We start from the raw sequence: 25,913 nt of genomic DNA, 5'->3' as shown, positions 1-25,913 counted from the left end.
TAAAAGGTTGTAATATATACTTATCCAGTAAAAATGCCGGCTTTAGAAATAAACAAAGGAGATACCATATATGTTTAAGTGTTTTGTCATAGCACCGTATGAGGGCTTTAAAGAGATGATTCTTAATATAAGAGAAAACTACCCTTTTAGAATCGATGTAGAGATTGGGAATATCCGAAGGGGTGAGGAGCTTCTTAATCATGTAGAGTATCACGGGTATGATGTCGTCATTTGCCGAGGAGCAACCTTTGAGTTATTTAAGAAGCATAGTCAAATTCCAGTTATTGAGATAGAAATTACAAGCTATGACATACTCCGCACGCTTACGATACTTAAAGGATTTAAAGGTAAAATGGGGATGATCGGTTCCGCCAACGTGCTCCAAAATGTCAAACTGATAACGGAGTTATTGGAAATAGAGGTGCTGGCGCAAACAATTGAGACTTTCGAACAATTTGAGCAAGCGGTCATGGAGGCCATTAGGCAGGGGGTTGAAGTTATTATCGGAGATGCGCTTACGGCTTCTCTGGCCGAGTCCAAAGGGATCCAAACCGTCATGATCGCATCAGGCAAGGAAGCTATTGATGGTGCCTTAAAAAAAGTTACGGACCTGTATTATTTCTATAATCAGATCGAGGATGGAAATATCAGGTTCTCATCCTTGCTGGATAAGTTAAATCAAGGGATATTTATCATTGATTCCAATAACCGTATCATCCTGATTAATAATAAAACGGAGGAATTACTTAATCTACCTAAAGAATCAATCACCCAATTAACATGGAAAGAGTGGCTAGAAAAATGGCAGTTGGACGACTTAGCCGGGCTCACGAGCCGGAAGCATCGTTTAATAAATTGGAATCAAAAATGGCTTATCCTTCAAAAATGCCCATCCTCAAAGGATGAACTTATTTTTACCTTGCAAGAGACAGAGCAAATTTTAGATCTCGAGCGAATACTGAGACGAAAGCTAAACGGTGACACCTTATTGCCGGAAGGAAAAGTAACCCTTAAACAGGTCATGAAAAAGCTGAGAGTAGCCGAGGGGGATTTGAGTAACTTAGAAGCGTGGGATCGGGCTTGCAAACCCGTTCTTATTTGTGGAGAGGCAGGCACCAATAAAGGCGTACTCGCAAAGGCTTTATATCATAACTCCCAATTTAATCGAGGCCCTTTTATTGCTTTTGACGAGCATCTCGTATCGCCACCTGAAGTAGTGGTTAACCGCCTTTTCGGGACAGAGAATCAGCAAACGGAAGGGTTAATTGAAAAGGCCCGCGAAGGAATGCTTTACATTAAAGAAATAGGTAAATTACCACTCACAGCTCAGTCGAAATTAAGCGAAATATTGCTAAATCAATCGTCCCGTTTCCGATTGGTGACTTCGAGCTCCATCGATTTACTTTCGGAAGTGCACGCTAACCGATTCCATATGGAGCTTTACTACCAATTGCGGCCGCAATGTATCTCGATTCCCTCTCTGCGCGAACGGATTGAAGACCTGGATGACATCATTCGTTGGTATCTTGCAGAAGTTAGCATGACGATAAACAAGCAAGTCATAGGCTTTAAGCCGGATGTTCTTAAAAAATTAAAGTCTTATCATTGGCCCGGTAACCTGACGGAGCTAAAACACGTCCTGTGCGAATTAATTGAAAGGGCGAATTCGATGTTCGTTACAATGGAAATTGCGAAGCCCATTCTTGATAAGCAATTCTCGATAAATCCTAGAAACCAGCTTGTCCCTGATTTAACTAAAGATATGACCCTGGAGGAAATTGAAAGACACATTATTCTCATGGTACTCGAGCAAGAGGAGTACAATCAGTCCAGAACTGCAAAACGGTTAGGCATTAACCGCGCTACTCTGTACAGAAAAATAAAAGAGCATCTACAAGGACAGACATAACGGGATGTCCCAAACTCCTTCATTCGCCTGATCGTTATTAATATCAATCAGGTGTCCACATTCGCTTGCGGTAATCTCGCGGACTGGTACCCGTAGTCCTACGAAAGCATTTGCTGAAAAAAGAAAAGGTCTCAAATCCGGATTCCTCGGCAATTCGCCCGATTGGCAGATCCGTATTCATAAGCATCCGCTTCGCCTGTTCAATACGGTATCTTGTGATGTACTCCAACGGAGTACAGTCGTACACCATTTTCATGCAGCGAGTGATGTACATCGGATGAAAGCGTAGGCTCGTTCCAAGCAGTTCGTTGCGAAACGGCTCACGGTAATGCATCCGCAAGTAGGTGACGGTTTGTTCGGCAATGCGGTAAACGGAAGACGTATGGCTGTCCGACTTGTCCTGACCCAACGCCAGAAGCAGCTGCTGGAAAGCAATCTGATGCTTCCACTGCACACTGGAACGACGCACCATGCCAAGTAACGACTCCAGCTGCTGATAAACACTGCTGTCTAGTGACAGTCGGCCAAAGCGGGGGATGAATGCAACGAACTGCGATTCTTCCGGGAAGGGCTGCGGAATAGCGGCCCCCTCTGGAACCTCTGACCATTCACCCATCGGTTGAAAATGCAGCCAGTGAAAATGGGTTTCCTCCTCACAGCCTTGTGTCGCATAATGGTATCGATCCGGGCGAAGCAGCAGGAAGGTACCGGCCTCTAAACGCCACTGGCGTTCTTCTTCTCCAATATATAAGCAACCGCGAGTTACCACGAGCAAATCAAACACGCCAATGGAATGACGGCTGGGATGTCGCTGTCCCCTTTCATACACATCTTCTCCACAAATTAGAAAGTGCGGCAAAGGCGGACATACCAATTGAAATGAGTTCATGTGAGCAGGCCCCTTCTTCATCGGAACGTTAGCATTATTCTACTTCGCCCCTCATCGTAACCTTTATTATCTTGATTGTAAATCCAGCTCGTTGGTTTAAATCGGACTAAAAATAGTTGGGAATGTAGTTTTTTGACACTCCTAGCATCCACTACAATGTGGGGGACATGATTTCAATATTCTTGGGAGGATGGGATGGCATGATGTTAAAACAACCGATTTTTACCCCTTTGCCGCTGGGGAGTATCAAACCATCTGGGTGGATTCGCAACCAATTGAACATACAGGCAGATGGACTAACTGGACATTTGGAGGAGCATTGGGAAGACGTCGGTTCAGACAATGGATGGTTGGGCGGCAAAGGAGAAAGCTGGGAGCGTGGTCCTTACTATGTAGACGGGCTTCTTCCGCTCGCCTACTTACTGGAAGATGAGACACTCATCCGCAAAGCCATGAAGTGGGTGGAATGGGCGTTATCCAGTCAAAGGGAAGACGGCATGTTTGGCCCCAATCACATCACGACCGTTAATAATGATGTGAATAAACGACATGACTGGTGGCATTTTACCATTATGCTGAAGGTACTGACCCAGCATCAAGAAGCCAGCGGTGATGAGCGGGTCATTCCATTCTTAACGCGGTTTTTCCGGTATCTTGACGGGGTGATCGAGCAGATGCCTCTAGAGGGTTGGGCACAAGCACGCGGAGCAGATTTGATGCTGTCCATACTCTGGTTGCATCAACGGACAAATGAAGAGTTCCTGCTTCAGATTGCAGATAAAATAAGAAAGCAAACGTTGGATTGGCCAGGCATCTTCAATGACTTCCCATTTTGGCGAAAATATGAAGGGAAGTTCGATCATCGCACACATGTAGTGAATGTGGCTATGGCACTGAAAACGCCGGCGTTGTTCTATCGGTTGACCGGACAGGAGGAACACCGGGAGGCTGTGTACAGAGGACTGGAAAGCCTAATGAAGTATCATGGGCAAGCCCACGGGATGTTCTCCGGCGATGAGTGGTTATCCGGTACCCATCCAAGCCAGGGGGTCGAACTATGCGCCGTGGTTGAGTACATGTTCAGCTTGGAGCATGTTGCCAGCATCCTTGGGGACGGGAGATTCGGAGACACCTTGGAGAAAGTTGCCTATAACGCTCTGCCGGCTACGATCTCGGCGGATTGGACTTCACATCAATACGATCAGCAGGTGAATCAGGTTGTGTGTAATGTGGCCAAACGTAACTGGGTGAATCGGGATGATGCCAATACGTTCGGACTAGCCCCGAATTTCGGATGCTGCACAGCAAATATGCATCAAGGCTGGCCCAAGCTTGTGTCTCATCTTTGGATGTCCACACAGGATGGCGGGATTGCTGCTGTTGCTTACGCACCGTGCTTCGTTCGTACAACGACGGGTAGCGGCAAGCAAATCACTGCTGAGGTGATCACCGATTATCCCTTTAAAGAAAGCATTCACATCCGGCTTTCGCTGCAGGGCAGCGAGACATTCCCGCTTTACCTGCGGGTTCCAGCTTGGTGCCAAGGTGCCGTCCTGAAGATCAACGGAAGCAGTCAAACGTTCACCACGAAGGATGGTTATGCACGCATCGAACGCGAATGGGGTGACGGCGACGAGATTGACTTGTCGCTTCCGATGGAAGTAAAGCAATCTCGCCGCAGCAACTTCGCGGCAAGCGTGGAAAGAGGGCCTTTGGTGTACGTGCTGCCTATTACCGAAAGCTGGACTTGCATGCGCAACCGGGAACGTTTCAGTGATTGGGAGGTATATCCAGCTTCTCCTTGGAAATACGGTCTAATTGACGGGACGGACACACGTATCACCATCAGTGAAGATGAAATACCTTATCAACCCTATCAGGCATCCAATGCCCCGGTGCGCGTAATACTAAAAGGACAACTGCTGCCCAATTGGGGCTTTGACATGCATTCCGCGGCAACGCCGCCGATGCAGCCAAAGCTGGATCCGACGCAGCCAGTCGTAGATCTGGAGTTGGTCCCTTATGGCAGTGCCCGTTTACGTATTGGTGAATTCCCGGTAGTGCAAAAGTAACGCGAACACAATAATTACTATACAAAAATCCGCAAGCTCGACCTCGGTCGATGCTTGCGGATTTTTTGAGTTATTCTCTAATTTCCGCCTTTATATCTGAATTGCTGTCTAAATTTGTGGGGGGTAATTTTTTCGGCTTTGCAAAAGCATTTCGTGAAGTAGGAGCTGCTGTGAAAGCCGACTTCCTCGGCAATGCGCCCAATCGGTAAATCGGTATTAAGCAGTAAAATTTTCGATTGGTCGAGCCGAACAATCGTTAAATATTCCACAGGTGTGCAACCGTACACTTTTTTCATACAGCGCGTGATGTAGGAGGGATGAAAGTTAAAAATTTTCCCGAGCTGTTCGTAAGTAATTTGCTCTGGGGAATTTTGCCGTAAATATCGGGCCGTATCATCGGCCAATCTACTGACGGCGGAGGATAAAGGCTCTTGTTCAATATGAAGATCAAAGAACAGCTTTTGAAAAATGGTTTGCTCTTCCCAACGGGACGAATAAGCAGGCTGGCCCTTTAATGTGAGTAGATTGCGTATTTGCTCGTAAGCATTGGTCGGATTTAGCAATTTCCAATATCGGGGTATCGAAACATTAAAAGAAAGCATGAAATGGCTTTGCACACCTAAGAAGCCGCGATTCTGCTCTTGTATTTCGATCCATTTGCCGATGCTTTGAAAATGAAGCCAATAAAAATGGGTTTCTTCATCACATGGATTCAACTGAAAATGATAACCATCGGGCCGCAAAATTAGACATTCACCCGGTCCCGTCCTCCACTGTGTATCACTTTCCATCATCAGTAGGCTTCCACGAGTGACGAAAATCATATCGAACACACCGATGTTTGAACGTTCGGCATGGCTTCTTCCAATCGCATAAGTAGCTTCCCCACAAGCGACGAAATGAGGTAACGGTGGTGATTCAAAATGGAAATAACTCAAGTCTATCACCTAAATTATATTGTGTCATATTGTGCTAAAATTGGGTCAACATTATACTGTTTCACATTCACTATTATTAATATACTTGAAATTGTTAGCATTAGTAAACTAAGGAGCAGAATCAAAGGGGGGAGTTATCGTTAGTTTTCCTCATTTTAGGAGTGTAAACGCTAACCTTGTAGTTATCGAGCTGAAAAGGGTGTGTCAGTTTTTACCGAAGATAATAAGTTGAAATTTGTAAATCGTCTTCTTATATAAAACTCGGATTATCGTATTGATGTTTTTGGAGTGCAATGGTAGTATCAGCCTATTATCAAAAACTGATACCATATCGAGTCGGAGAGTGCATCTCCGCTTCTAAATATGTACAATGTGCAAGAACTGTGGTAAAACGTCCTTTAAGATATTGCTTGATGTGAGCGGTAAGAGATTCGCACACAAGAAAATACGATCTTCGATATACTTGAGAACTGCAATAAGGAGACGCTCTTAAAGTACTTATGTAAGCGGTTGCTAATCGAATCGGCAGGGATGTAATTGAAGCGGGGAGCTTTTAGATCCTTTTCAACAAGCAAATCCAAATGCCCAAAAGATATATCAATGGAGGTTTTATGTATGCAAAAAAAACTAGTGAATGCAGCACTGCTTGCCAGCTTGTTCGTACTCGCTTTGACCGGTTGCTCCGGACAACCGGCCGCAACGAATGGTGGGGAAAAGGTGAATGACGGAGCGAAAGCTGCTCCGGATTCAGGTGGAGCCAAAAAAGTCGTAACGATGTGGACTCGTGAGAATGGCGCCCGGTTATTAGAAGCAGCAGTTAAAAAATACAACGAGGAAAATAAAAGCGTAGAAATCAAAGTCACATCGATTCCTACCGAGAGCTTTAATCAGCAATTTACCGCTGCGTTATCGTCCAATTCGGTTCCGGATATCGTATCCGTTGATCTTGTTCTGGCTCCCTATTACTCATCAATTGGTGCGTTCAAAGATATCACACAGCAGTATAATGGTCTAAGCTTTAAGGACCAGCTTAGCAAGAGTATGCTGAACCAGGGACAGAAGGATGGCAAACAGTTCGCTTTACCGTTTAACGCAGACGTCTCTGCTTTTATTTACAACAAGGCACATTTCCGGGATGCAGGACTTGATCCGGAAAAACCGCCGGTTACCTGGAAGGAGCTTCAAGAGTACTCGAAAAAATTAACGAATAAAGACCGTTTTGGATACGTGTATGGCGGTGGTACTGCCGGTACACTCATGTTTACTTTCATGCCTTACGTTTGGGGCAACGGTGGGGAGTTCCTCAACAAAGATGGTACCAAGGCGATGGTGAATTCGTCTCAAGCGATCGAAGCGCTGCAATTTTTATCGGACCTTACCAATAAGGATAAAGTGGTTCCTCCTGGATCGCCGACCTATACGTCCCAACAAGCCTTTGACGCCTTCACGTCTGGCAAGGCGAGCATGATGGTCAATGGTAACTTCCGAGTGTCTGATTTGAATCTGAAGTTTTCCAATATCGAGTACGGTGTCGGAATGATCCCGAAAAATGAGGGCAAAGGCCACGCTTCCTTCGGTGGAGGAGAGCTTATCGCAATCACGTCCGGTTCAAAACAGCTGCCAGAAGCGTGGAAATTTATCGAGTTCGCGTTGTCCAAAGAAGTTCAGGTCGAGACGTTCGCGAAAAATGGATCTATTCCGGTACGCAAGGACTTCTACAACAATCCTTATTTCGATAAAGAACCGAAGTATAAGATGTTCGCACAGTCACTTGATGTGGCGGTAACGCCTTTTACCACGAAGTACAATGAACTATATGATCCGATTCTCAGTAACGTTCAATCGGCGCTTCTAGGTAAAACACCAGCTAAAGATGCGTTCACGAAAGCCGCTGCAGACATGGACGCCATCCTGCAAAAGAAATAAAACATAATGCAACGGAATGGGGAGAGACCTCCCCTTTCCTTGCTGTGGAGGACACATGACTAAAATCCGCATCAAACCAGTCCATCTGCTATTCGTACTTCCTGCTGTTTTGTTGAATCTGATCTTTTTTATTTATCCACTAATCCGTTCCCTCATCATGTCCTTTTATAACTGGCCGGTGCTGGGGGAAAAAACGTTTATTGGTTTGGATAATTACATCGATTTGTTCAAGGATAAAACTTACTGGAGTACCTTATGGTTCACCCTGAAGTATACGCTTATGGTAACTCCGCTCATCTTTATTGTTGCTTTTGGCCTAGCGCTCCTTATAAATAAACGATTGCCGGGAATTATCTTCTTTCGTTCCGTTTATTTCACACCCGTCGTGATTTCTATGGTGTCCTCCAGCTTGGTTTGGCTATGGATATACAATGACTTATATGGTCTGCTGAACTACTATTTGCTGGAGTGGGGCTTGATTCAGCAGCCTATTGTTTGGATGGGCGATGCAAGCACATCGTTGCCGGCTATCGTGCTTATGATCGCATGGAAAACCTCGGGCTTTACGATGATCATATTGCTCGCTGGACTGCAATCTATACCTCAGGACATTTATGAGGCTGCTAATGTGGACGGCGCACGCCGCTGGCAAGTGCTTCGGTATATTACCCTTCCCTTGCTGCGTCCTTCGTTCGCCTTAGCTTTGATATTATCGGTAATCGGTTCGGTGCTTGCTTTCGAGCAGTTTGTTATCATGACTCAAGGCGGGCCTTCTAACACGACGACAACCGTCGTTCACTTGATTTATAAAACGTCATTCAAATATTTCCATCTGGGATATGGCTCGGTGATGACCTTCGTTCTGCTCTTTATCCTAATTATATTAAGTTTAATTCAAATGCGTATACTGCGGAATCCGGTAAATTATTAAAGGTGGGACTTTATGGCTTTGATTCGTTTTCTCGATACATTGAAGCGGCACAAATTCAAATACTTATTCAATATCGTACTTTCTGTCTTATTTCTTCTTCCGTTCGCGTGGACGCTAAGCACATCGCTGAAGAAGTCAAAGGAAATTATTAAAACTCCTCCGGAATGGATCCCGTCCTCGATCACCTTTGAGCATTATCAGGAAATCTGGGGCATGAACAACGGCTTGTTTCAAACGTATTTGTTCAACACAATCGTACTGACAATCATTTCAGTGTTGCTCATCGTTTTGGTTGGTGGGCTCGCAGGGTATGGGTTTTCCAAGCTTGAGATCCCTTTCAGCAAAATATTTCTTTTGTTGATTCTAATAGCGCTCATGATTCCGTTTCAGACGCTGTTAATTCCGCTGTTTTCCATAATGAAGAGCCTCAATCTGCTAAATACCTATCTTGCTCTCATTATCATTTATGTCACCTTCCATCTTCCGGTGGCGGTATTTATGATGCTTAATTCGTTCGACGCTGTGCCGGACGCCATACGTGAATCCGCATTGATCGACGGGGCAGGGGAATTCCAAATCTTTTTTAAGCTGATGATTCCACTCGCTTGGCCGGGGCTTGCAACGGTAGCGATACATTCTGCCTACACAACATGGAACGATTATATTGTCGCGCTGGTATTCACGACAACGGATGATATGCGAACCCTGAACATAGGGTTGACGAATATGGCTATTGGCCAGTACGGCAACGATTGGGGACTGCTAACTTCAGGTTCCATCATCAACTTTTTGCCAATGATCATTTTGTTTGTGTTTCTCCAGCGGTTTTTCATCAGCGGCCTAACGAACGGTGCTGTCAAGTAAAAAGCTGCCATTTAATATTGAGGGGATGACAATAATTGCAATTTTTTAGTTTTGATTTCAGAGATCCGATTTACAATTTCGACGGATGGAAACTTAGTTTTCAAATTATTACACTCGAAAACACTTATGGCTTAAATCCAGAAAAAACACAGTTTACGCAAGAGGACGGCTCTTGGAAGCTGGTTTGTGAGGAGCTAAGCTTCGCCGGTCAGCAGCAGCAGAAACCAGGCCGCTTCACACTCCAAGCGGTTACTAATGATCAAGGGCAGTTGGTGTTAAAAATATCGGCAGAGGCCTCTCATAAAATCCGTTGTGTGAAGGTGCTTGTGCGTGAATTGGATGCCATAGCGGTGTACAATGCAAGCACCGAAAAAGAAGATGTCGTGGGTGCTGCTGGGGATATTTATCATTACCCGTATAATTGGATTCATCGTGAGAATAACTTGAAGATTCCTGCATTTTTTGTGCGTGAGATCGATAAGGATGGCTGCTTGGCGTTTCAATGCCAAGATCATAAAGTGAGGGACAAGCGGTTTGCGGTTTATCCAGAAAAAATGGGTGCAAACACAGGTACCTATACGGTCGAATTGATTCACGAAGAGTCCGCAAGCAAATTTGACGATAAAATCGACGTTCCAGCCTGGGTGCTTGGCCGCAATGTAGAGCCAACAGCATTCCTCAACCAATATCTTGAGTTTGCCGAGTCTCCAAACGGTATCGGCTTAATACCTTGGAAGGACAGAACCGATATGCCGTCCTGGGCGAAGCAAATCTCGCTTTGTCTCACGCTGCATGGAATGCATTGGTCCGGTTACATATTCAACACATACGATCAAATGCTGGAGATTATCCGCTATGCCGCAGAGCGTACAGATGGCAAAAATATTTTGGCCTATTTACCAGGTTGGGAAGGTCGGTATTACTGGCAATACGGGGATTATCGTCCGGATCCGCTCCTTGGTGGGGAGGAAGGATTCCAGCGTTTATGCGAGGAATCACGAAAGCTGGGGGTCCATATCATGCCGATGTTCGGGGCCAACTGCGTGAATGCTTGGTTCTCTAATTTCCCGCAGTACGGGACAGATGCCAATATGAAAACGGCTTCGCGAAACCAATATCATGGCAACGTACCGGATTGGGATTTGAGCCGATCTCACGATACCGGATGGCAGGCTTGGCTCAATCCGGGAGCTCCCTCCTGGCAAACAGAGTTGACTCGGCAGGTCACTCGTCTGATGGATCGATATGGCTTCGATTCCGTCTTCCTGGATACCGCCCATCACTGGGTGAACGATCCGGATTTCGATGTATGTCAGGGACTCAAGGGCTTGAAAAATGCAATTGTGAAGGATAGACCGGATGTCTTGGTCACCGCCGAGAATTGGTACGACGGCTTGCTTACAATATTCCCCACGTTCCAAAGTCGACCATTTCTGAAAAACCCTAGCTGGGTAGGGCGATACGCGAGAATGGTCGCCCATCTGCTCGAAGCCGAACCAAGCCGGGGCAGCACTGGGGTGCATGAACTGGGATACTGCCAGTACGAGCCGAGGCAGCTTAAGGAAGAATATATTCCGACGATTGCCTTCGTCGACGGTACGTTCGAACAAGCTAAGGCTGAATTTGATAAGGTCATAGACATGGCAAATCACTACAAAAGGATGTTCTTGTAATTTATTAAGTAACAAGGTAAGGCTACCGCTGCACAAACGAAGATATGATGATCATTGAGAGACTTCTAGCAGAAGAGGCAGCAGGTAGGATTTCTTCAATGTAAAAGGTTATAAGACGCATAAATGAAAAAATGCGTGGTATTCTATTCCATATGAGAGGGGGTTGTGGTATATTTAACTAAGAATCTTGTTTTAACCTTACGTGAAGTCAAATGCCCTAGTGGCGGAATTTATGAGAACAGGTGTAGTCTGCTTGTTTCCAAGGATTCCCTCTGCTGGGTTTTTTTTGCGTAGGAAATCATATGCGAGGGAGGAGATTCTATTGGATCAAAAGGGTACTCAGCGCGCAAGTAGGTAATCGAACGGTTATCTATGCTGCAGCAAATGTAATCCCATATTGAATGAACAAGGAGCGGGTCTTGATTGCCGGTTCTATTTTTTTTATGTCTAGGAGGAATGCCAGATGGCAAAACGTTTGATAAAGAATACATGCGAGAAATGCCCCCTGATGAGAAAAAAACGCGGTAGCTGCCGATTTCCTGCGGATCGAGCGAAGTCATGCCTTTGCAAGCGTCCATCAAAGCCGCGCCTGCTGCCGTTCGCTCCGTATAGGTAAAATCCTTGATAACCATTCCGGGAAACTTCGATTCCTCCGATTCCTCCTGTACATTCGCTTTGGATCGTAAAAACAAAGCGGCATCCTGCTCATAGCCGACAATCCGTTCCTCCGTGGACTTGATTTGCTGCGGCAACATTTTGAGCAGCCGATCCTCCAGCGCGTAGCGTTGGCTCAAGTGGTTCGCTTTAAGCAGCTTGAGTTTCGACACTTGAATGTCCAAGTCCATCTTCTCCTTGATGTACGGATTGCCGGTCGCCAGCGCCTTGACCTCGGCATAAGAGAGGGCCGTCTCGTCAATATCCTCGGCGGAACGGACCGGAGACTTACTGGTCATGATCTGCGAAATGAAGCGCTGCTTGTTCTCCAGTGTCTGATAAAGGTACGCGTCGAACGTGTTCTCCGTCACATAGCGAAAAATATGCACCTCGCTGTTCTGGTTGCCTTGCCGGATAATGCGCCCGCTGCGCTGCTCCAGATCGCGCGGACGCCAAGGGCAGTCAAGGTCGTGAAGAGCAATCAGCTTCGTTTGCACGTTGGTGCCTGCGCCCATCTTGAACGTCGATCCGAGCAGTATCCGAACTTGGCCGCTGCGTACTTTGGCGAATAGTTCCTTTTTCTTGACCTCGGTATTGGCGTCGTGAATATAGGCGATTTCCTCGGCAGGAACACCTTTCTCCATCAGCTTGCGCCGCAACTCGTCGTACACATTGAAGGCATCATCCTGTTTCGGAATGGACAAATCGCAGAACACCAACTGGGTCAAACGCTGCGCCTGATGTTCCTCCCAATACCGGAAGACATTGTCCGCGCAGGCGCTGACTTTACTGCCTTCGTCGTCAGGAAGCAGGGGATTCGCCAGCCGTTGATCGAGCGCCAGTTTGCGTCCGTCATTGGTGATCGTCAGCATATTGTCCTCATGGGGCTCTACTTCCTTCGCCCGCACCCGCTCGGCGCGGCGGGCAAGATCCGCGACCATATCGCGCTGAAAGTCGCTTGGCGGCACCGCAACATTGTGAAAATGGGCTTTCGGGACGGGAAGTTGGAGCATGTCCGCAGTCTGGATATCGGCCACTTCCTTGAACATATTCATCAGTTCCGGCAAATTGTAAAAACGGGCAAACCGGGTTTTCGCCCGATAGCCCGTTCCTTCCGGTGCAGTTTGTCAAGGAGGTTATAACCCAAATGAAACGGGCACCGGTCGCCCAATGCCCCATATAGGGGCAGTACCAGCGAAGCTGACACCACCCGCAAAGTAAATCACAACCAAATATCAAGGTGAAAGTTTATACCTGCCAGGGTACACGATTTGTACGTTAACGTTGATCGTTCGTAAGGAATCTTTGTTTAGTACAGTCCCAGATGCAATCCGTTTCCACGCATACGGATTCCTGCGAAAAAGAGATTCCCCTAGATTATAAATATCTATTCTCTTTTCAAACGCGGTTTGAAAGGTCTGCCTAATTTGATGCTCAATTTCTTTTTGAGCCAGTTGCGTGAGTTCTTGCTCCGTAACGTCTGCATGTAGCTCATTTACTCCGGCCTTCACCTTAACGGAAATATCGAAATATGCTTTGTCATATTTAACCCTTGGTTTGACGTCATATTCGGGTTTTTCTGCGACGAGAACTGCAACAAGCTTGTTATCGGAAAACAAGTCAACGGGCAGTCGGATTGTGTGTTTATTCAGCCATGGCAATCCTTTTATTTCTTCGAGGCTCATGCGTGCGTAATATTTGTCCTTATCGTATATTTGTATGCCTGAATATCTAAGCAGCTCATGCGGTTTTTGATTTTCCTTCCATTGATCCTTTCGAACAGATAATTCTGGTATGTAGCTTGTCTTCGCCTTTTCGTTTGAATCCATTACAAATTTTTGCAGGCGGATCGGAGCGAGGATAGAACGCTGCCGATAATTCTGTTCGGGGTTATGTAGAATCGATGCTTTTGGCGATAATCTGAAAAATGGAGTCGCAATTAAGACCTCGTCAAGGGGATCGCGCGTACTGAACACCCAAGCTAAGTACCTTATCTCACGATATCGGTCGATCAGTTCCAACACTTCACCGACTTTTCGTTCCTTCAATAACCTTTCGCTAAACAAGATTGCAGAGATTTGTCCCCAGTTTAACCTTTGTTGCGAAGTGCTGTATAAATCATTCGATGCTTCTGTAAATGAGATACCTTTTCCTCTACCGATCCAGACCGGAGGTTGTTCCGCTTTCTGTTGTCCTTCCAGTTTTGCCACTGTCGAGAAATCGAGCAACTGCGCATAAATGATGTATTGACCATCCGCATAGTCAATTCCAACAGCAGTTACATAATTCATGTTTTGCACTTCGTATCTGCTCCAACATCCGGTGAGAAAGAAGGGAAGCAGAAGAACTGCGGTAAATTTGTATGCGTTCATTTCTGCTTATCCCCTTGGCTTGTAGAATCTTGAGTATTTAGCATGTCTGGCCGAGTTTTCCGCCATCTCCATGGTAATCGGAACAAGGCATTGGCGAAGTCTTCATATAGAGGCGAAACCGGAGCCAGGTAAGGCAAACCGCATGAACGCAAAGAGGCTAAATGAGTTGTCACGATAAACAAAGCAAGTAAAAAACCATAGATCCCCAAGATGGCAGACAAAGCGAACATGAAGAAGCGCAAAATGCTCATTGTCCCAGTCAGTGACTGGTTGGATAAAGTCGAACCGAACACTTGCGTAATTGCACCTATGACAACAATGCTAGGGGATAAAAATCCTGCGCGTATGGCCGCATCCCCTAAGATGAGCCCTCCCACTACCGTAACTGTAGATCCTACCGCTGAAGGCAACCGAATACCGGCTTCCCGCAATATTTCCAAAAAGATGAGCACGAGAAACATTTCCCCTGCCACGCCAAGAGGAATACCTAGCCGGTTGACGCCAAGTGTTGCAAGAAGGTAATAGGGTAGTTGATCTTGATGATACGCAAGAATTGCGACCCAAAAACCGGGCAGCATGAGTGATACGGACAATCCGAGCAAACGAAGCGATTGTCCAAACGTAGCCGATAAAGCAGTAAAGTGGATGTCTTCTGGCGTTTTCAGGAGCAGGAACAAATTGGCCGGAGCGATCAATGCAGCCGGTGTACCATCCACAATCAGCGCTACACGTCCATTCATCATGCAGTTAACGGTAAAGTCTGGTCTTCCCGTATAGCCCATCAAAGGAAACAAAGCTTTGGCCGGTTCCATTAACTCTTCCAGTTGAGTGGCGCTGAATGCTCCGTCAATTTGAAGGCGATCCAATTTAGTCTTGATATCTTGGACGATTTTCGGATCAACAATGTCTTGCATATAGAGAATTGCAATGGTTGTTTTTGTCCGGACACCTACTGTTTTCGTTTCGTATACCATGCTTGTTGACTTGATTCGTTTCCGAATTAACGCAACATTGACACCGAGTTCCTCAACAAAACCGTCTTTCGGCCCGCGAATAGAGACTTCGATATTGGATTCTTCGGGCTGGCGTGCCGGTTTTTTCGATATGTCGAGGGAGAACAAAGAAGTTAGTGTCGGAATAAACAAAAGCAGTTTTCCCTCAAAAATGTCCGTTTCGGATTTCTGCCCCCACTCCTCGAAGGAAATGCTCTCAAGCTGTAATTGACACGACTCAAGAACTTCCTTGTTCTTTTGAAAACCGTGATTTTCGTAAAACCGAGTCAAGTGAGGAAGCACCACATCCTGAATGAGTTGTTGGTTGTCACATAACCCATCGCAATACAGTAAAACGATCCTTGATTGATCGTCGCCAGTTTTTAATTTGTAAACATGATGCTTTACATCACGACACATCTGGAAACGTTGAAGAAGTGTTTGTTCATTAAGCGGTTGTGTATCAGGCGCCCCTTGTTGTGTCGACGATTTTATGTCCTTTGCCCATTTATTTTTGAAAAGCTTTATCATCTTCAATTGCTCCTTTTACTCCGTGTTGAGATTAAAATTCGTACGAAATATACGAACATGACCCCAATGGTAAAGACACAAAACGAAGGAAAGTAATATCGGCTGAGCAGGTCTTGAAAAAGCATATCGCTGATTGGCAACAATGTAGCAACCAGCATGAATAAAGCGCCCAGAAACATAGGCAACCACTTATACTTTTGCAATTTCCACAATTCGCTTAAGAGTAACAGGGAAAGGGAAACTCGAATGTACATACCGGATAACCACTGGTAAATCGAGAAAAAATCAACATGCTCCACATACTCGCCCAGTCGAACCATTCTCCATTGTTCGAAAGCGGGGTATCGTTGGTGTGCCGCTTCATCAGGGCCGTACATGGTAATCGAGCCCATCAAAGGGCCGATCGTTAGCCCGGATAATATGATGCAAATAAGCATTAAACTTTTGAAACCTGGTTTTTTCGTTAACTTGTGCTGAAACAAAATCAGCAACGACAACTCCAACAATCCCCCAGCTACGTAGGGAATGCCTTTCCAAAGCGGAGATATCCCATTTTCGAGTAGAGGAAAAAGCATGGTGTAGTCTTTAAACTGAAAGTTTGCAGTCATGACAAGGTCACCCAGAATAACAACAAAAGGCAACAATATCCCGCTTAAAATTGCAATGGTGCGAAGCCCTTGAAATGCCGCGAAGAAGCATCCGAAAAGCGTTGTTCCTGCGAGAACAAGCATTGGAGATTGAGGCATATAAGTTGCAATTGTCCATGTTATAGTGTCCTTAAAGGAAATGAGTCCCATAAGCCATACAAGTACACTGTATAGGACAATCAAGGTTGCCGAGAGAACCATTCCGAATTGTTGCTTTAACCAATCCCTAACATGCATTCCGTTCATGTTTTTTAGGATATAGCTCAGAATGCCAATCCAAATTGGCGAAGCGATTAAAACAAGAAGTACTACAAGCCAGGCATCTCGCCCTGATGCACCGAGCAGTAACGGTATGATGATGACGTGGTTCAGCAAACCGACAGAAAGTATTATGATCATGTATGACTGTAAAACTGAAATTTTCGGCATCAACTCACCTTACCCTGTGAAACACTAAATGGAAGCAGTACCATTACTTTCCCCATCTTCTTCATCTTCATCCCAAATTACTCATTTCAGAAATTCCTTTCGATAAAGTTCCAGCTTTGATTCGGGAATTAGAACTTCGCAGCATTTATTCCCATATTGTCTCATTAAGTATGCTTCGGTATACCGATTTTGACCATTTTAGGTAACTTTTCTCGGAGGGGATCATTTGAAGCGAAATTGGGAGCTTAGATTTACGGAAAAAAATTCAAGACTGTTGCGTATGTCAAGGCCGGATTTAAATTGACCCACTAACGCCAACTTAAAAATGACCCACTCGCTGACCGTCTGCGCTTGGGGGAAGTGGCAGCTTCCCTTTCATCCGGTAGCTGTTGCTCCCATTTAATTACATCTACTTTGCGGATGGTGTCAGCTTCGCTGGTACTACTACCCCAAATACCAGCCGGGAAAAAGTCAGCGGCTGTTCTCGCGGCCCCGTTCCCTCCTTTTCTTCCATTCCTCTAGCAGCTTCAATATGGTCTGTTCCATCTGCTGGGCCGTATAGCCCTTCGGAAAATAGTCCTTGATGCTTTCCTTTTGCAGCTTGATTTGTTCCCGTTGACTCGGTTTTTCCTCGATCATGATTTTGAAAATCGCGTCCATGTCGAGCAGGCCGTTCGCGCTCAGTTTTTTCATGCGCTGGGCTTGGGAAAGGGAAGGGGTGCGTTCCTCGCTACCCATCGTTTCCAGCAAGGCTTCCTGTTCTTTTTCGGACAGATAGGACAGCTCCACGGCAGGACTGAACGCCACCTTGCCGCTGTCCACCATTTCCAGAAGCGGCGGAATCAATTCAGTCAGCCGGATATAGCGCTGCACCTGCGTCGCGCTCGTTCCTACATCAACGGCAACGCGCTCCCGCGACTTCTGTCCGAGTTGGTCAGGAGTTCCGCTATCGGCCAAATCGTTGCGCTGCCCTTGCCGTTTGATGGCATCCAGCTTCATCTTGTAGGCCCATGCTTTTTCGGACGGCAACACATGCTCGCGGTGCAGATTGCTGTCCACCAGGGCGATAATCGCGGCGTTTCGGTCCATTTCACGAATGAAGGCGGGGACCGCAGCGATTCCCGCTTTTTCACAAGCCGCCTTTCGTCGGTGTCCGGATATGATTTCATAACCTCCTCCATCCCGCGGTCGCACGACAAGCGGCGAGATCACGCCATGCTTCCGAATGCTTTCCGCGATGGCCTGCAACTCGTCGTTATCCGCAACATGATAGGGGTTGTCGGGGAACGGGTGTAGTTTTTCTATAGGAATTGTCGTAACCGTTTCGTTCATCGGACGTGCTCCTCCTTTTTTCCCGGCAGGTGATCTACAGGCAACGTGAGACGGCTGTCTCACGTTGTAGCAAGCACTGAATTTGGATATCCAAATTCGCTTGTTAGGGGCGACGCCCCTAATACCCCACCGCTTCTACGAGCCTGTAGTACCGCCTATAGATAAGGCATGCATGTGTTTTATTGGGGAAGGGTTTCCGTCTATATAAAAAGCGTCGGAACGGTGTCGACTGGTGAACAGTGTCGAAGTAGCTGGCCAGATCACCTTCTATGAGAGTCTCATTCTCAATAAGCTTTAAGAACGAGTGGAAGGCGTCCAATCCTTCCCGAGTATGCTGGACGGTAAAGCTCTTGCCGTAAGGCTGGCCTTTGTCTAAGAAAGCTTGGCCCTGACTTTCTCCTTTAGCAATATCTAGGCCGATTACTGGATACATTTGATCGTATTACCTTCGCTCGAATTATTAGCCGGCAGCCCCTAATCCCGCATGTAGTGTCATAGCTTCGCTTGTTATTCGAGATCAGTGTCTCAACCAGCCTCAAACATGTTTCTACAAGTAGGAGGTGAACAGTTTAGAGCACGGGGTCAAAGCCCCACGGGCAGTTACGTTCTACCCCGGCTACCCGTACTAAACCCTTTAAAGATAAAAGAGGTCAACCAGTAAAAACTGGCTGACCTCATAATACGAACGGGCAGTTTGATTCAACAGCGGTTATTATCACCGTTATGTACCCTAAACAGCGAAGGCTGCCCAATGTCGGCAGCCTTCCTTTGCATCTTTCGGTTATTTTGGGTTCAGTCTTCTTATCGGTTAGCGGCAGGAATCCAGCCAGAGAGGATTGCGCCTCCACTCGGGTGGTTACCTCCAGCAAGCTCGCCTCCATGCTGGCGGATGATTCGCTGTGATATGGTCAGCCCTAATCCGGCTCCTCCCGTCGCACGATTTCTCGACTGCTCTCCCCGATAGAGAGGTTCAAAGATACGTTTGAGCTCCTCCGGCACAAAGCCCGGCCCTGAATCTTGGATCGTGAACGATGCTCGATCTCCTTCCCGGCGGCATTGAACGAGAATTCGTCCATGAGCAGGTGTGTACCTTACAGCATTATCCAACAAATTGCTCAACGCGCGCTCTAATAAGTGCAAATCCGCTCTAATCAAACAACCATCCGGCACGTAAAGGGCGACGATTGAGATGTGCTTCTGCTGCGCTTTCGGCTCCAGGCTGTCGATCGATTTCTGAACAATATCGTTAAAGTCAGCGGTGTCCTCGCTTAGCTCTGTTTCCAAATACTCCATCTTCGTAAAGGTGAAGAGATCCTCAACCAACCGGTCCAATTGAGACGATTTCTCCTTGCAAACAGCCACATACTTTGCGATTTGATCCGGCGTTCGTGCAATGCCTTGCTCGAGCCCGTCCAAATAACCGCGCAAGGCAAATAAAGGTGTCCGCAAGTCATGCGCGACGGCAGCGATAACGAATCGTCGTTCCTCCTCAAGCTCCGCTTGCTTCCGGTGCGAGTTTTCCAGTCCATTCACCATGACTTCAAATCCATCCCGAACCTCGGCGATCTCTCTGATGGTCGACGGGGGCAGCTGAACGTCCCAATCGCCTGCAGCGATTTGCCGAGCTGCCTGGCTCATTCTCTCAAGGGGCATGAGAAGGAGTCTTCGCATGCGAACGCCTACAATAACGAAAGCGAGCAGCAGTCCTGCGAACGCAGCAACCATGGGAACCGTGTACGAATTCGGCTGGTCCTCTCCAATATGCAACGATTGGGTCGTGATGAAGTGTGCCGCCACAAAGAAAACCCATGGCAGCAGCAGAAGGAGCACCAAGCTGAGCAAGGCATAGGTACGAATACGAAGCTTCCTCATGTTACACGCCCTCGAAGCGATAACCAACGCCCCATACGTTGGTCAAATATTGTGGCTGATCCGGATCGTGCTCGATCTTCTCGCGGAGACGGCTCAGATGGACGCGAATCGTATGCTTATCGCCGACACCATCCCAGAACTTCGTGAGCAATTGGTCATAGGTAAATACTTGTCTCGGGTGCTCCGCAAACAATCGCAGCAACTCATATTCCTTCGGCGTGAGAGAGACGCTCCTTCCATCTACGAACACATCTCTTGTGGACAAATCGAGCTTGAGGCGGCCATAGTCCAATACCTTGACCGTGCTTGTTTGCTGCGTGCCGATGCGTCGTAGAACAGCCTTTACGCGGGCAACGATCTCGCCGGGTGAAGCGGTTTTGACGATATAATCATCGCCGCCGAGAGTCAGCCCTCGAATCTTGTCCACATCATCGCTGCGAGCGCTCAAGAAAAGGATAGGAACGTTGCTCTCCGCCCGAATCCGGCGACATAACTCAAATCCATTTTGTCCCGGCATCATGATGTCAAGGACAATACAATGAATTGAACTCTGTTGGAACACGGCCCATGCTTGTGCGGTGTCACAAGCGGTTATAACATGAAAATTTTCGTTCTCCAAAAAGTCCCTCAAAAGTTCAACGATACTTTGGTCATCGTCTACAACTAGTATCGTATTTATTACACTCATGTATATCCCACCTTTGCACCCTATTTTATCACTTTTTCTGCAAGAGCACTCGAAACCATATGTTTTGTGATGAATTGTTTATTGTTTTGTGACCTTTTTACAACTTGGTTTGAGATATTCATTTGTTATGCTTCTATATGTGAAGGAGGTTTTTAAATGGGCTTGGAAAACGACAGCTTCTCTTTTTTTCCATTCGGAGCTATATTTTGTCTCACACTTTTTTGTTTTGTGGCGGTGCGAATATATGCCATTCGTAATCGTTACAGAGATTTTAATCAAAAGGACTGTGATATCGCTTTGATTCTAAAAAGCCGGATGGCTAAGGGGGAACTTAACGAGAAGGAATATCACAGGCTGAAAGATCTTCTGACAAAATAAAGCTCCCTTAACGACTCGTAGGTTCAAGGATTATTTCATGGACATCATGATACGACCGACACAAGTTAAACTGACGTAATGACTTTGGAGGGGGATTTATTTATGTTGACGGTTCAAATCGTGCTTTTTGATGGCTTCGACCTTTTGGATGCCATTGCACCCTACGAGGTTTTTTGCGCCGCTGCAATGAATGCAGAAAACGCATTAAGCGTAGAATTCGTCACCGCGGAAGGGCAAAGATCCGTGACTAGCGGCATCAACGGATTAAAAATTGAAGCGAGCGGCAGACTGAACCCGGAACGTGCGGACATCATTCTCGTGCCTGGCGCATCGGGTGACGTCGAAGGAGATGGCCCGGATTCGATCCCGGCTATTCTAGCTCGGGCAATGAATACAGAATTGACCGGTATGATTGGGCAGGCACTTGGGCAAAAAGACAACGTAGTCGCTACGGTATGCGGCGGCTCACTGTTGCTGGCCATGGGAGGGTTGCTAGAAGGCAGACCGGCGGTAACGAATCATCTAGGCATGGATTTACTTGGAGCAACCGGGGCCATTCCCGTCTCAGCACGCGTAGTGGACGACGGCAACTTGGTTACCGGCGGCGGCGTAACTTCGGGACTCGATGTAGCTCTGTATCTGCTGGAACGTGAACTTGGACCACGTATCGCACACGTGGTAGAACGGTTGTTCGAATTTGAACGGAGGGGAACGGTTTGGCGAGAAACAGGAATTGCGCCTAGCACTTATAAGTCCTTGACGGGTGCCGAACTGAACATCGCGGCGAACAAAGCGGCGATGACTTACGGCACCCTGCATGAAATCACACAGGCATCTGTCTTCGACGGGGATTGGGATACGACAATCGCTACGCCGGTTGGGAAATTGCAAGTCAAGCTCTCAATATCAACAAGTAATGGGACGATCCAAGGCAAGGCACACAGGGGAGGAGACGGTCGAGTTTTTGAACCCCGTACTTCAGGACAACAAGCTTACCTGGTCGCTGCGAATTACGAAACCAATGCGCTTAAATCTGAAATTCGAAGTTGCCGCCGACGGGGATCACATGACTGGAATCGCCAAGGCCGGCGTGCTGCCGGCATCCAAATTAACTGGCAAACGGGCTTCCTAACCAAGAATTGTCTATTGTTAATAAATAAGGCGCCGCGGGGGGGTTGGATCTCATGAAGAAAGGGAAAACATTATACGGACTTTTGGCCTGTGTCACTATTCTATTTATCCTTTCCGCCTTGGTGGACAATTATATTATCGACCCCGGGGCCGAGGGATTTTTGAGCGAGAAAACCGGACTTAAGCGTGAGCTTAATCTCCCGGTCTGGTTAAACGTTATGTACGTTCATGTTGCATTTGCCTGCATCGCCATGGCGTCCGGGCTACTCAACTTTTATAATCGTATCTTTGAAAAAAGCCGCAAGTTCCATCGCATTAACGGCTATGTTTATTTAGTGTCCGTACTTCTTGTCGTGCTGACTTCCGGATACATGGCTCCTTACGCAACCGGAGGAAAAATAAGCAGTATGGGGTTCAATGCGCTAAATATTATATGGCCGGTTATAACCATTGTGGCGTTCGTTCAAATCAAAAAGAAACGGATCATCCGGCACCGGAACTGGATGATCCGAAGTTACGCCTTTTGTTTTACGAACATGTTGATTCATCTCATCACCTCCCTTTTTCATCAGGGATTCGGTCTGGTTTACGCTACCAGCTATACAATTGGCGTTTACGGCTCCATTGTGCTGCTGCTCGTTATTCCTGAGGTGATCATCAGAACTATCGGTAGAGGTTGTGGTTCCCCAAAAGGAATGGTATAAGGCAGTTACTGTGGAATTGGTATCCGCAGAGGGTAAGCGTTCAGTTCCGAGCGGTATGAATGGGCCCGCCCTCGAAGCGCAAGCCGCATTAGACCCAAATCGTTCGGGAATTATTTTGGTGCCTGGAGCTTCGGGTAAACCGGCGGGAAATTCGGAAGATGCCATTGCGAATATATTAAGGCAGGCCAACGAGACAGGCTTGCCGGATATGATGAAACGAGCTTTCGAAAATAAGAATATCACTGTGGCTACAGTATGTGGAGGTTCATTGCTGCTTGCTATGGATGGTTTGTTGAAAGATAGACATGCAGTTACCAATCAAATAGGCATGGCTGCGTTAGGAGCTCTCGGTGCAATTCCGGTGAATGCAAGAGTCGTTGAAGATGGTCCTCGCTTCGTGAGCGGGGGAGGCGTGACTTCGGGACTTGACGTGGCCTTGTATTTGGTTGAGCGTGAGTTAGGGCCCCAAATTGCTAATGCCGTAGAAAGATTATTCGAGTACGAGCGAAGAGGCACGGTGTGGCACGCGGAAGGCATTGCGCCGATCGACTTTAAGACGAGTCAAAAAGCGTCTAAAGAAGAACAACCGGCTGTAGTTCCCTGAGTAATGCCGAAAAGTGAGGAATCGAAAAGTGCTCAAATCATTGAGGCTCGTGTATCGCCTCATACGCTCCGACACACCATGCTAAGTTCTATATTTTAAACGGACGGGATATTTTTCACGTATAACAAATATTAGGACACTCGGCGCTTGATATGGTTCGTCACTGTGTAGAATTATTTGGGACAGACCTCATGGAGCATCATCAAAAGTATAGTCCCGTTGAAAATATGAAGAAAATTGATGCGAGCTCATGTTACCCCGGAGCGCAAGCTCGAGTTCTTCTTTCTTTTTCTTCATTGTTCGGCGTGCGAAGCCGGCAAGTTTCTCCGGATCAGTCTCGCCGTCGACCATGGCCTCAAGCATGTCCCTACTGGAAGCCCCATAATGTCCGAGACGACGGAAGCCAGCTTCATGTTGGCGCCTTCGAGAACTTTTTGAACGCGATTATGTTCGCGAGATCGTTCTTGAATCAGACTTCGACGGTAACGGACCAGTTCTCTCAATTCGCGTTGATTGCGAAATAAAAGCACATTCCCAAGCCATAGTGAATAGCATATTTTATATTTCTGTGAAGGGAATGAGCAAACAAAATGTACTACGCTGGGTATATGTATCCATATCCATACTACGTTAACGTCCCAATGTATAGCTATGTAAGACAGCCTGTGTACTGGGCGATTCCACAAGAAATAGAGCATACAAACCTATTTGGTCATCGGCAGTCATCAGATATGGAAAGTAGAATTGAGTTAAAAGATTTTGGAAGAGCACCATTTGTTGTGAATATTAACGAGGCTACAAAGCAAAACAGTACATTTCGCACTGCCATATGGACAGGAAATAACTTACAAGTTACTGTGATGAGTATCCAAGTTGGAGAAGACATCGGTTTAGAAGTTCACCCCACAGTTGACCAATTCTTGCGTATTGAAGAGGGGCAAGGTATAGTTCGCATGGGTGATACTAAAGATAATTTAAATTTTGAAAAAAGAGTTTATGATGATTTTGCAATCATGGTACCTGCTGGTAAATGGCACAATTTAATAAATACGGGCAATAAGCCACTTAAACTTTATTCTATTTATGCCCCGCCTCAGCATCCATTTGGTACGGTTCATAAAACGAAAGCAGACGCAATGGCTGCCGAGTAAAACCATATACTTGCAGGCATTCTCCGTAAAGATAATAAGGTACTGTTAGTAATTGAACTCACATAGTCGTATATATATTTTGTGCAGTGACCTCTCAGGGAACAACCGCCCGGAATAAGTTTAGAGCCAGCAGGTATTCCCTCCTGGACTCTTTAACAGAAATGAGGCGCTCCATGTTCTTGGCACTGCACGCTTGATGATTATTTAACCTGTCGAAAAGACAGGTTTTTTTGCGTAGAAACAAAGAACTTAACAGAGGCCCTTGTCTTTTACCCCTTCTATGCTGGAATAGATATTGGTTCTTGATTTTCAGGTCGCTGCTTGCATTCCATTTGAAAAGTTCCGCAGTGATAAGGAATGGAAGCGCAGCAAGACAATGAAGTTTAACTCGGATAGCCAAGGAATTAAAAAGTTTATCCACGCTTTAGAAGATATTCTTTATCTAGCCGCATAATTTGCGGGCATTCCCTATTTTTTTGCGCGGTAAACGGTGGAGAAATCATTTATAATGAGCTCAGGTGAAATGTGAAGGATACTTATGACAGCGGTTAATAAGGAGAAAGTAACCATGGGAAAATATCAGGACGTAATCAGGGGGGCTCAGCAATTGCTGCTGAACTTGCCGGATCCCATCTATATTATTGATCTTGAAGATCGTGTCCTTTGGGGCAATCAGGTTTTTGAGAACAGGTTTGGCTTTTCCGATGCGCCAATGTACCATAACAACATCATCCACCCTGATGGGACTGGAATAAACCCGAATGTCATTGTGACACCTATTTTGAATGATGACAATCTCCCGATTGCCTACACGGTCTTATTAAAAGAGGCAAGGGGAGGAGAGCGGATGGAGTTCGAGGCGGAGGAACGGGAAGAAAGATACCGGATTATTGCGGAGAATACATCGGATACGATTGTTCTGGTTGACAATCAAGCCATTGTTCGTTACGTGTCCCCATCCATGACCTCGTTATCCGGTTACAACAATGATGAATATGAAGGGATGGATGCGTTCGATATTATTCATCCGGAAGACCGCGACCGTGTGCGATTCAACTATTGGAATGTTCTACAATCGAAACAGCCGGTGAATTTGGAGTACCGGGTCATACATGCGGAGGGCCATACGATACACATAGAAGCCCGGGTAAAGCCCGTGTTGGACGGCAAAGGTGATGTCAAGTATGTTGTCGCTGTTGCAAGGGATGTCTCGGAGCGTAAAAAGA

At 46.5% G+C, this 25,913-nt stretch carries 20 protein-coding genes and 2 pseudogenes; 12 read left to right on the top strand and 10 right to left on the bottom strand.

What is annotated here, in order from left to right:
• Positions 1-70: 70 nt before the first annotated feature.
• Entirely contained in the window at positions 71-1,909 is a 1,839-nt protein-coding gene (locus tag JMF85_RS02060; RefSeq protein WP_127607694.1) for a sigma-54-dependent Fis family transcriptional regulator, read from the top strand.
• A 43-nt stretch (positions 1,910-1,952) separates the two neighbouring features.
• Here the strand turns inward: JMF85_RS02060 and JMF85_RS02055 are convergent, their stop codons facing one another.
• A complete protein-coding gene (locus tag JMF85_RS02055) occupies positions 1,953-2,798 on the bottom strand; it encodes an AraC family transcriptional regulator (RefSeq protein WP_164751806.1) in 846 nt (281 codons plus the stop codon).
• A 200-nt stretch (positions 2,799-2,998) separates the two neighbouring features.
• On the opposite strand from JMF85_RS02055, the gene JMF85_RS02050 reads away from it, so the two are divergent.
• On the top strand, positions 2,999-4,870 hold the full coding sequence (locus tag JMF85_RS02050; RefSeq protein WP_236595707.1) for a beta-L-arabinofuranosidase domain-containing protein: 1,872 nt from the start codon (positions 2,999-3,001) through the stop codon (positions 4,868-4,870).
• Between the two features lie 77 nt (positions 4,871-4,947).
• On the opposite strand, the gene JMF85_RS02045 is transcribed toward JMF85_RS02050, so the two are convergent.
• A complete protein-coding gene (locus JMF85_RS02045) occupies positions 4,948-5,808 on the bottom strand; it encodes a helix-turn-helix transcriptional regulator (protein ID WP_127607698.1) in 861 nt (286 codons plus the stop codon).
• 615 nt (positions 5,809-6,423) lie between these two features.
• On the opposite strand from JMF85_RS02045, the gene JMF85_RS02040 reads away from it, so the two are divergent.
• From JMF85_RS02040 to JMF85_RS02025, 4 genes are all read left to right on the top strand, one after another.
• On the top strand, positions 6,424-7,734 hold the full coding sequence (locus JMF85_RS02040) for an ABC transporter substrate-binding protein (RefSeq protein WP_201317659.1): 1,311 nt from the start codon (positions 6,424-6,426) through the stop codon (positions 7,732-7,734).
• Between the two features lie 55 nt (positions 7,735-7,789).
• Entirely contained in the window at positions 7,790-8,665 is an 876-nt protein-coding gene (locus tag JMF85_RS02035; protein ID WP_127607701.1) for a carbohydrate ABC transporter permease, read from the top strand.
• A gap of 213 nt (positions 8,666-8,878) precedes the next feature.
• Entirely contained in the window at positions 8,879-9,529 is a 651-nt protein-coding gene (locus JMF85_RS02030) for a carbohydrate ABC transporter permease (protein WP_236595706.1), read from the top strand.
• A gap of 35 nt (positions 9,530-9,564) precedes the next feature.
• Positions 9,565-11,202: an alpha-amylase family protein gene (locus tag JMF85_RS02025; RefSeq protein WP_127607705.1), complete on the top strand. Its 1,638-nt coding sequence runs from the start codon at positions 9,565-9,567 to the stop codon at positions 11,200-11,202.
• A 230-nt stretch (positions 11,203-11,432) separates the two neighbouring features.
• On the opposite strand, the gene JMF85_RS02020 is transcribed toward JMF85_RS02025, so the two are convergent.
• The 7 genes from JMF85_RS02020 to JMF85_RS01990 form a co-directional block, all read right to left on the bottom strand.
• A complete protein-coding gene (locus JMF85_RS02020; RefSeq protein WP_483874215.1) occupies positions 11,433-12,905 on the bottom strand; it encodes a helicase-related protein in 1,473 nt (490 codons plus the stop codon).
• Between the two features lie 186 nt (positions 12,906-13,091).
• Entirely contained in the window at positions 13,092-14,228 is a 1,137-nt protein-coding gene (locus tag JMF85_RS02015) for a Ger(x)C family spore germination protein (protein ID WP_201317658.1), read from the bottom strand.
• The gene (locus tag JMF85_RS02010) at positions 14,225-15,751 is read right to left on the bottom strand and encodes a spore germination protein (protein ID WP_201317657.1); all 1,527 of its coding nucleotides are present in this window, start codon (positions 15,749-15,751) and stop codon (positions 14,225-14,227) included. The genes JMF85_RS02015 and JMF85_RS02010 overlap by 4 nt, the downstream gene beginning before the upstream one ends.
• 2 nt (positions 15,752-15,753) lie before the next feature.
• On the bottom strand, positions 15,754-16,827 hold the full coding sequence (locus tag JMF85_RS02005; protein ID WP_201317656.1) for an endospore germination permease: 1,074 nt from the start codon (positions 16,825-16,827) through the stop codon (positions 15,754-15,756).
• A gap of 471 nt (positions 16,828-17,298) precedes the next feature.
• Positions 17,299-18,159, bottom strand: a complete 861-nt coding sequence (locus JMF85_RS02000) for a ParB/RepB/Spo0J family partition protein (RefSeq protein ID WP_134752276.1) — start codon at positions 18,157-18,159, stop codon at positions 17,299-17,301.
• Positions 18,160-18,960: 801 nt separating this feature from the next.
• On the bottom strand, positions 18,961-20,031 hold the full coding sequence (locus JMF85_RS01995) for a sensor histidine kinase (RefSeq protein WP_054798530.1): 1,071 nt from the start codon (positions 20,029-20,031) through the stop codon (positions 18,961-18,963).
• A 1-nt stretch (position 20,032) separates the two neighbouring features.
• Positions 20,033-20,719 (bottom strand): response regulator transcription factor, encoded by a 687-nt coding sequence (locus JMF85_RS01990; RefSeq protein ID WP_201317655.1) that lies wholly within the window; start codon positions 20,717-20,719, stop codon positions 20,033-20,035.
• A gap of 156 nt (positions 20,720-20,875) precedes the next feature.
• On the opposite strand from JMF85_RS01990, the gene JMF85_RS01985 reads away from it, so the two are divergent.
• From JMF85_RS01985 to JMF85_RS01970, 4 genes and pseudogenes are all read left to right on the top strand, one after another.
• A complete protein-coding gene (locus JMF85_RS01985) occupies positions 20,876-21,097 on the top strand; it encodes an SHOCT domain-containing protein (protein ID WP_155614976.1) in 222 nt (73 codons plus the stop codon).
• A 102-nt stretch (positions 21,098-21,199) separates the two neighbouring features.
• Positions 21,200-22,229, top strand: a pseudogene (locus JMF85_RS01980) (DJ-1/PfpI family protein).
• Between the two features lie 52 nt (positions 22,230-22,281).
• Positions 22,282-22,932, top strand: a complete 651-nt coding sequence (locus JMF85_RS01975) for a DUF2306 domain-containing protein (RefSeq protein ID WP_201317654.1) — start codon at positions 22,282-22,284, stop codon at positions 22,930-22,932.
• A gap of 10 nt (positions 22,933-22,942) precedes the next feature.
• The gene (locus JMF85_RS01970; protein WP_236595705.1) at positions 22,943-23,536 is read left to right on the top strand and encodes a DJ-1/PfpI family protein; all 594 of its coding nucleotides are present in this window, start codon (positions 22,943-22,945) and stop codon (positions 23,534-23,536) included.
• Positions 23,537-23,773: 237 nt separating this feature from the next.
• Here JMF85_RS01970 and JMF85_RS28775 read toward each other — a convergent pair.
• Positions 23,774-24,054 (bottom strand): annotated as a pseudogene (locus tag JMF85_RS28775) (IS110 family RNA-guided transposase); the annotation flags it as partial.
• Between the two features lie 72 nt (positions 24,055-24,126).
• Here JMF85_RS28775 and JMF85_RS01965 point away from each other — a divergent pair.
• Both JMF85_RS01965 and JMF85_RS01960 read left to right on the top strand, forming a co-directional pair.
• Positions 24,127-24,687, top strand: a complete 561-nt coding sequence (locus tag JMF85_RS01965; RefSeq protein ID WP_127606624.1) for a cupin domain-containing protein — start codon at positions 24,127-24,129, stop codon at positions 24,685-24,687.
• Between the two features lie 568 nt (positions 24,688-25,255).
• Positions 25,256-25,913: PAS domain-containing protein (locus JMF85_RS01960; protein ID WP_201317653.1), on the top strand; the 658-nt coding region annotated here is incomplete at its 3' end.

Origin of the sequence: Paenibacillus sp. EPM92 (genome assembly GCF_016586185.1) — a bacterium.
In the GTDB taxonomy this organism is placed as follows: Bacteria; Bacillota; Bacilli; order Paenibacillales; family NBRC-103111; genus Paenibacillus_G; species Paenibacillus_G validus.
Note: the sequence above shows the minus strand (reverse complement) of the source record. Positions and strands in the feature narration are given on the sequence as shown.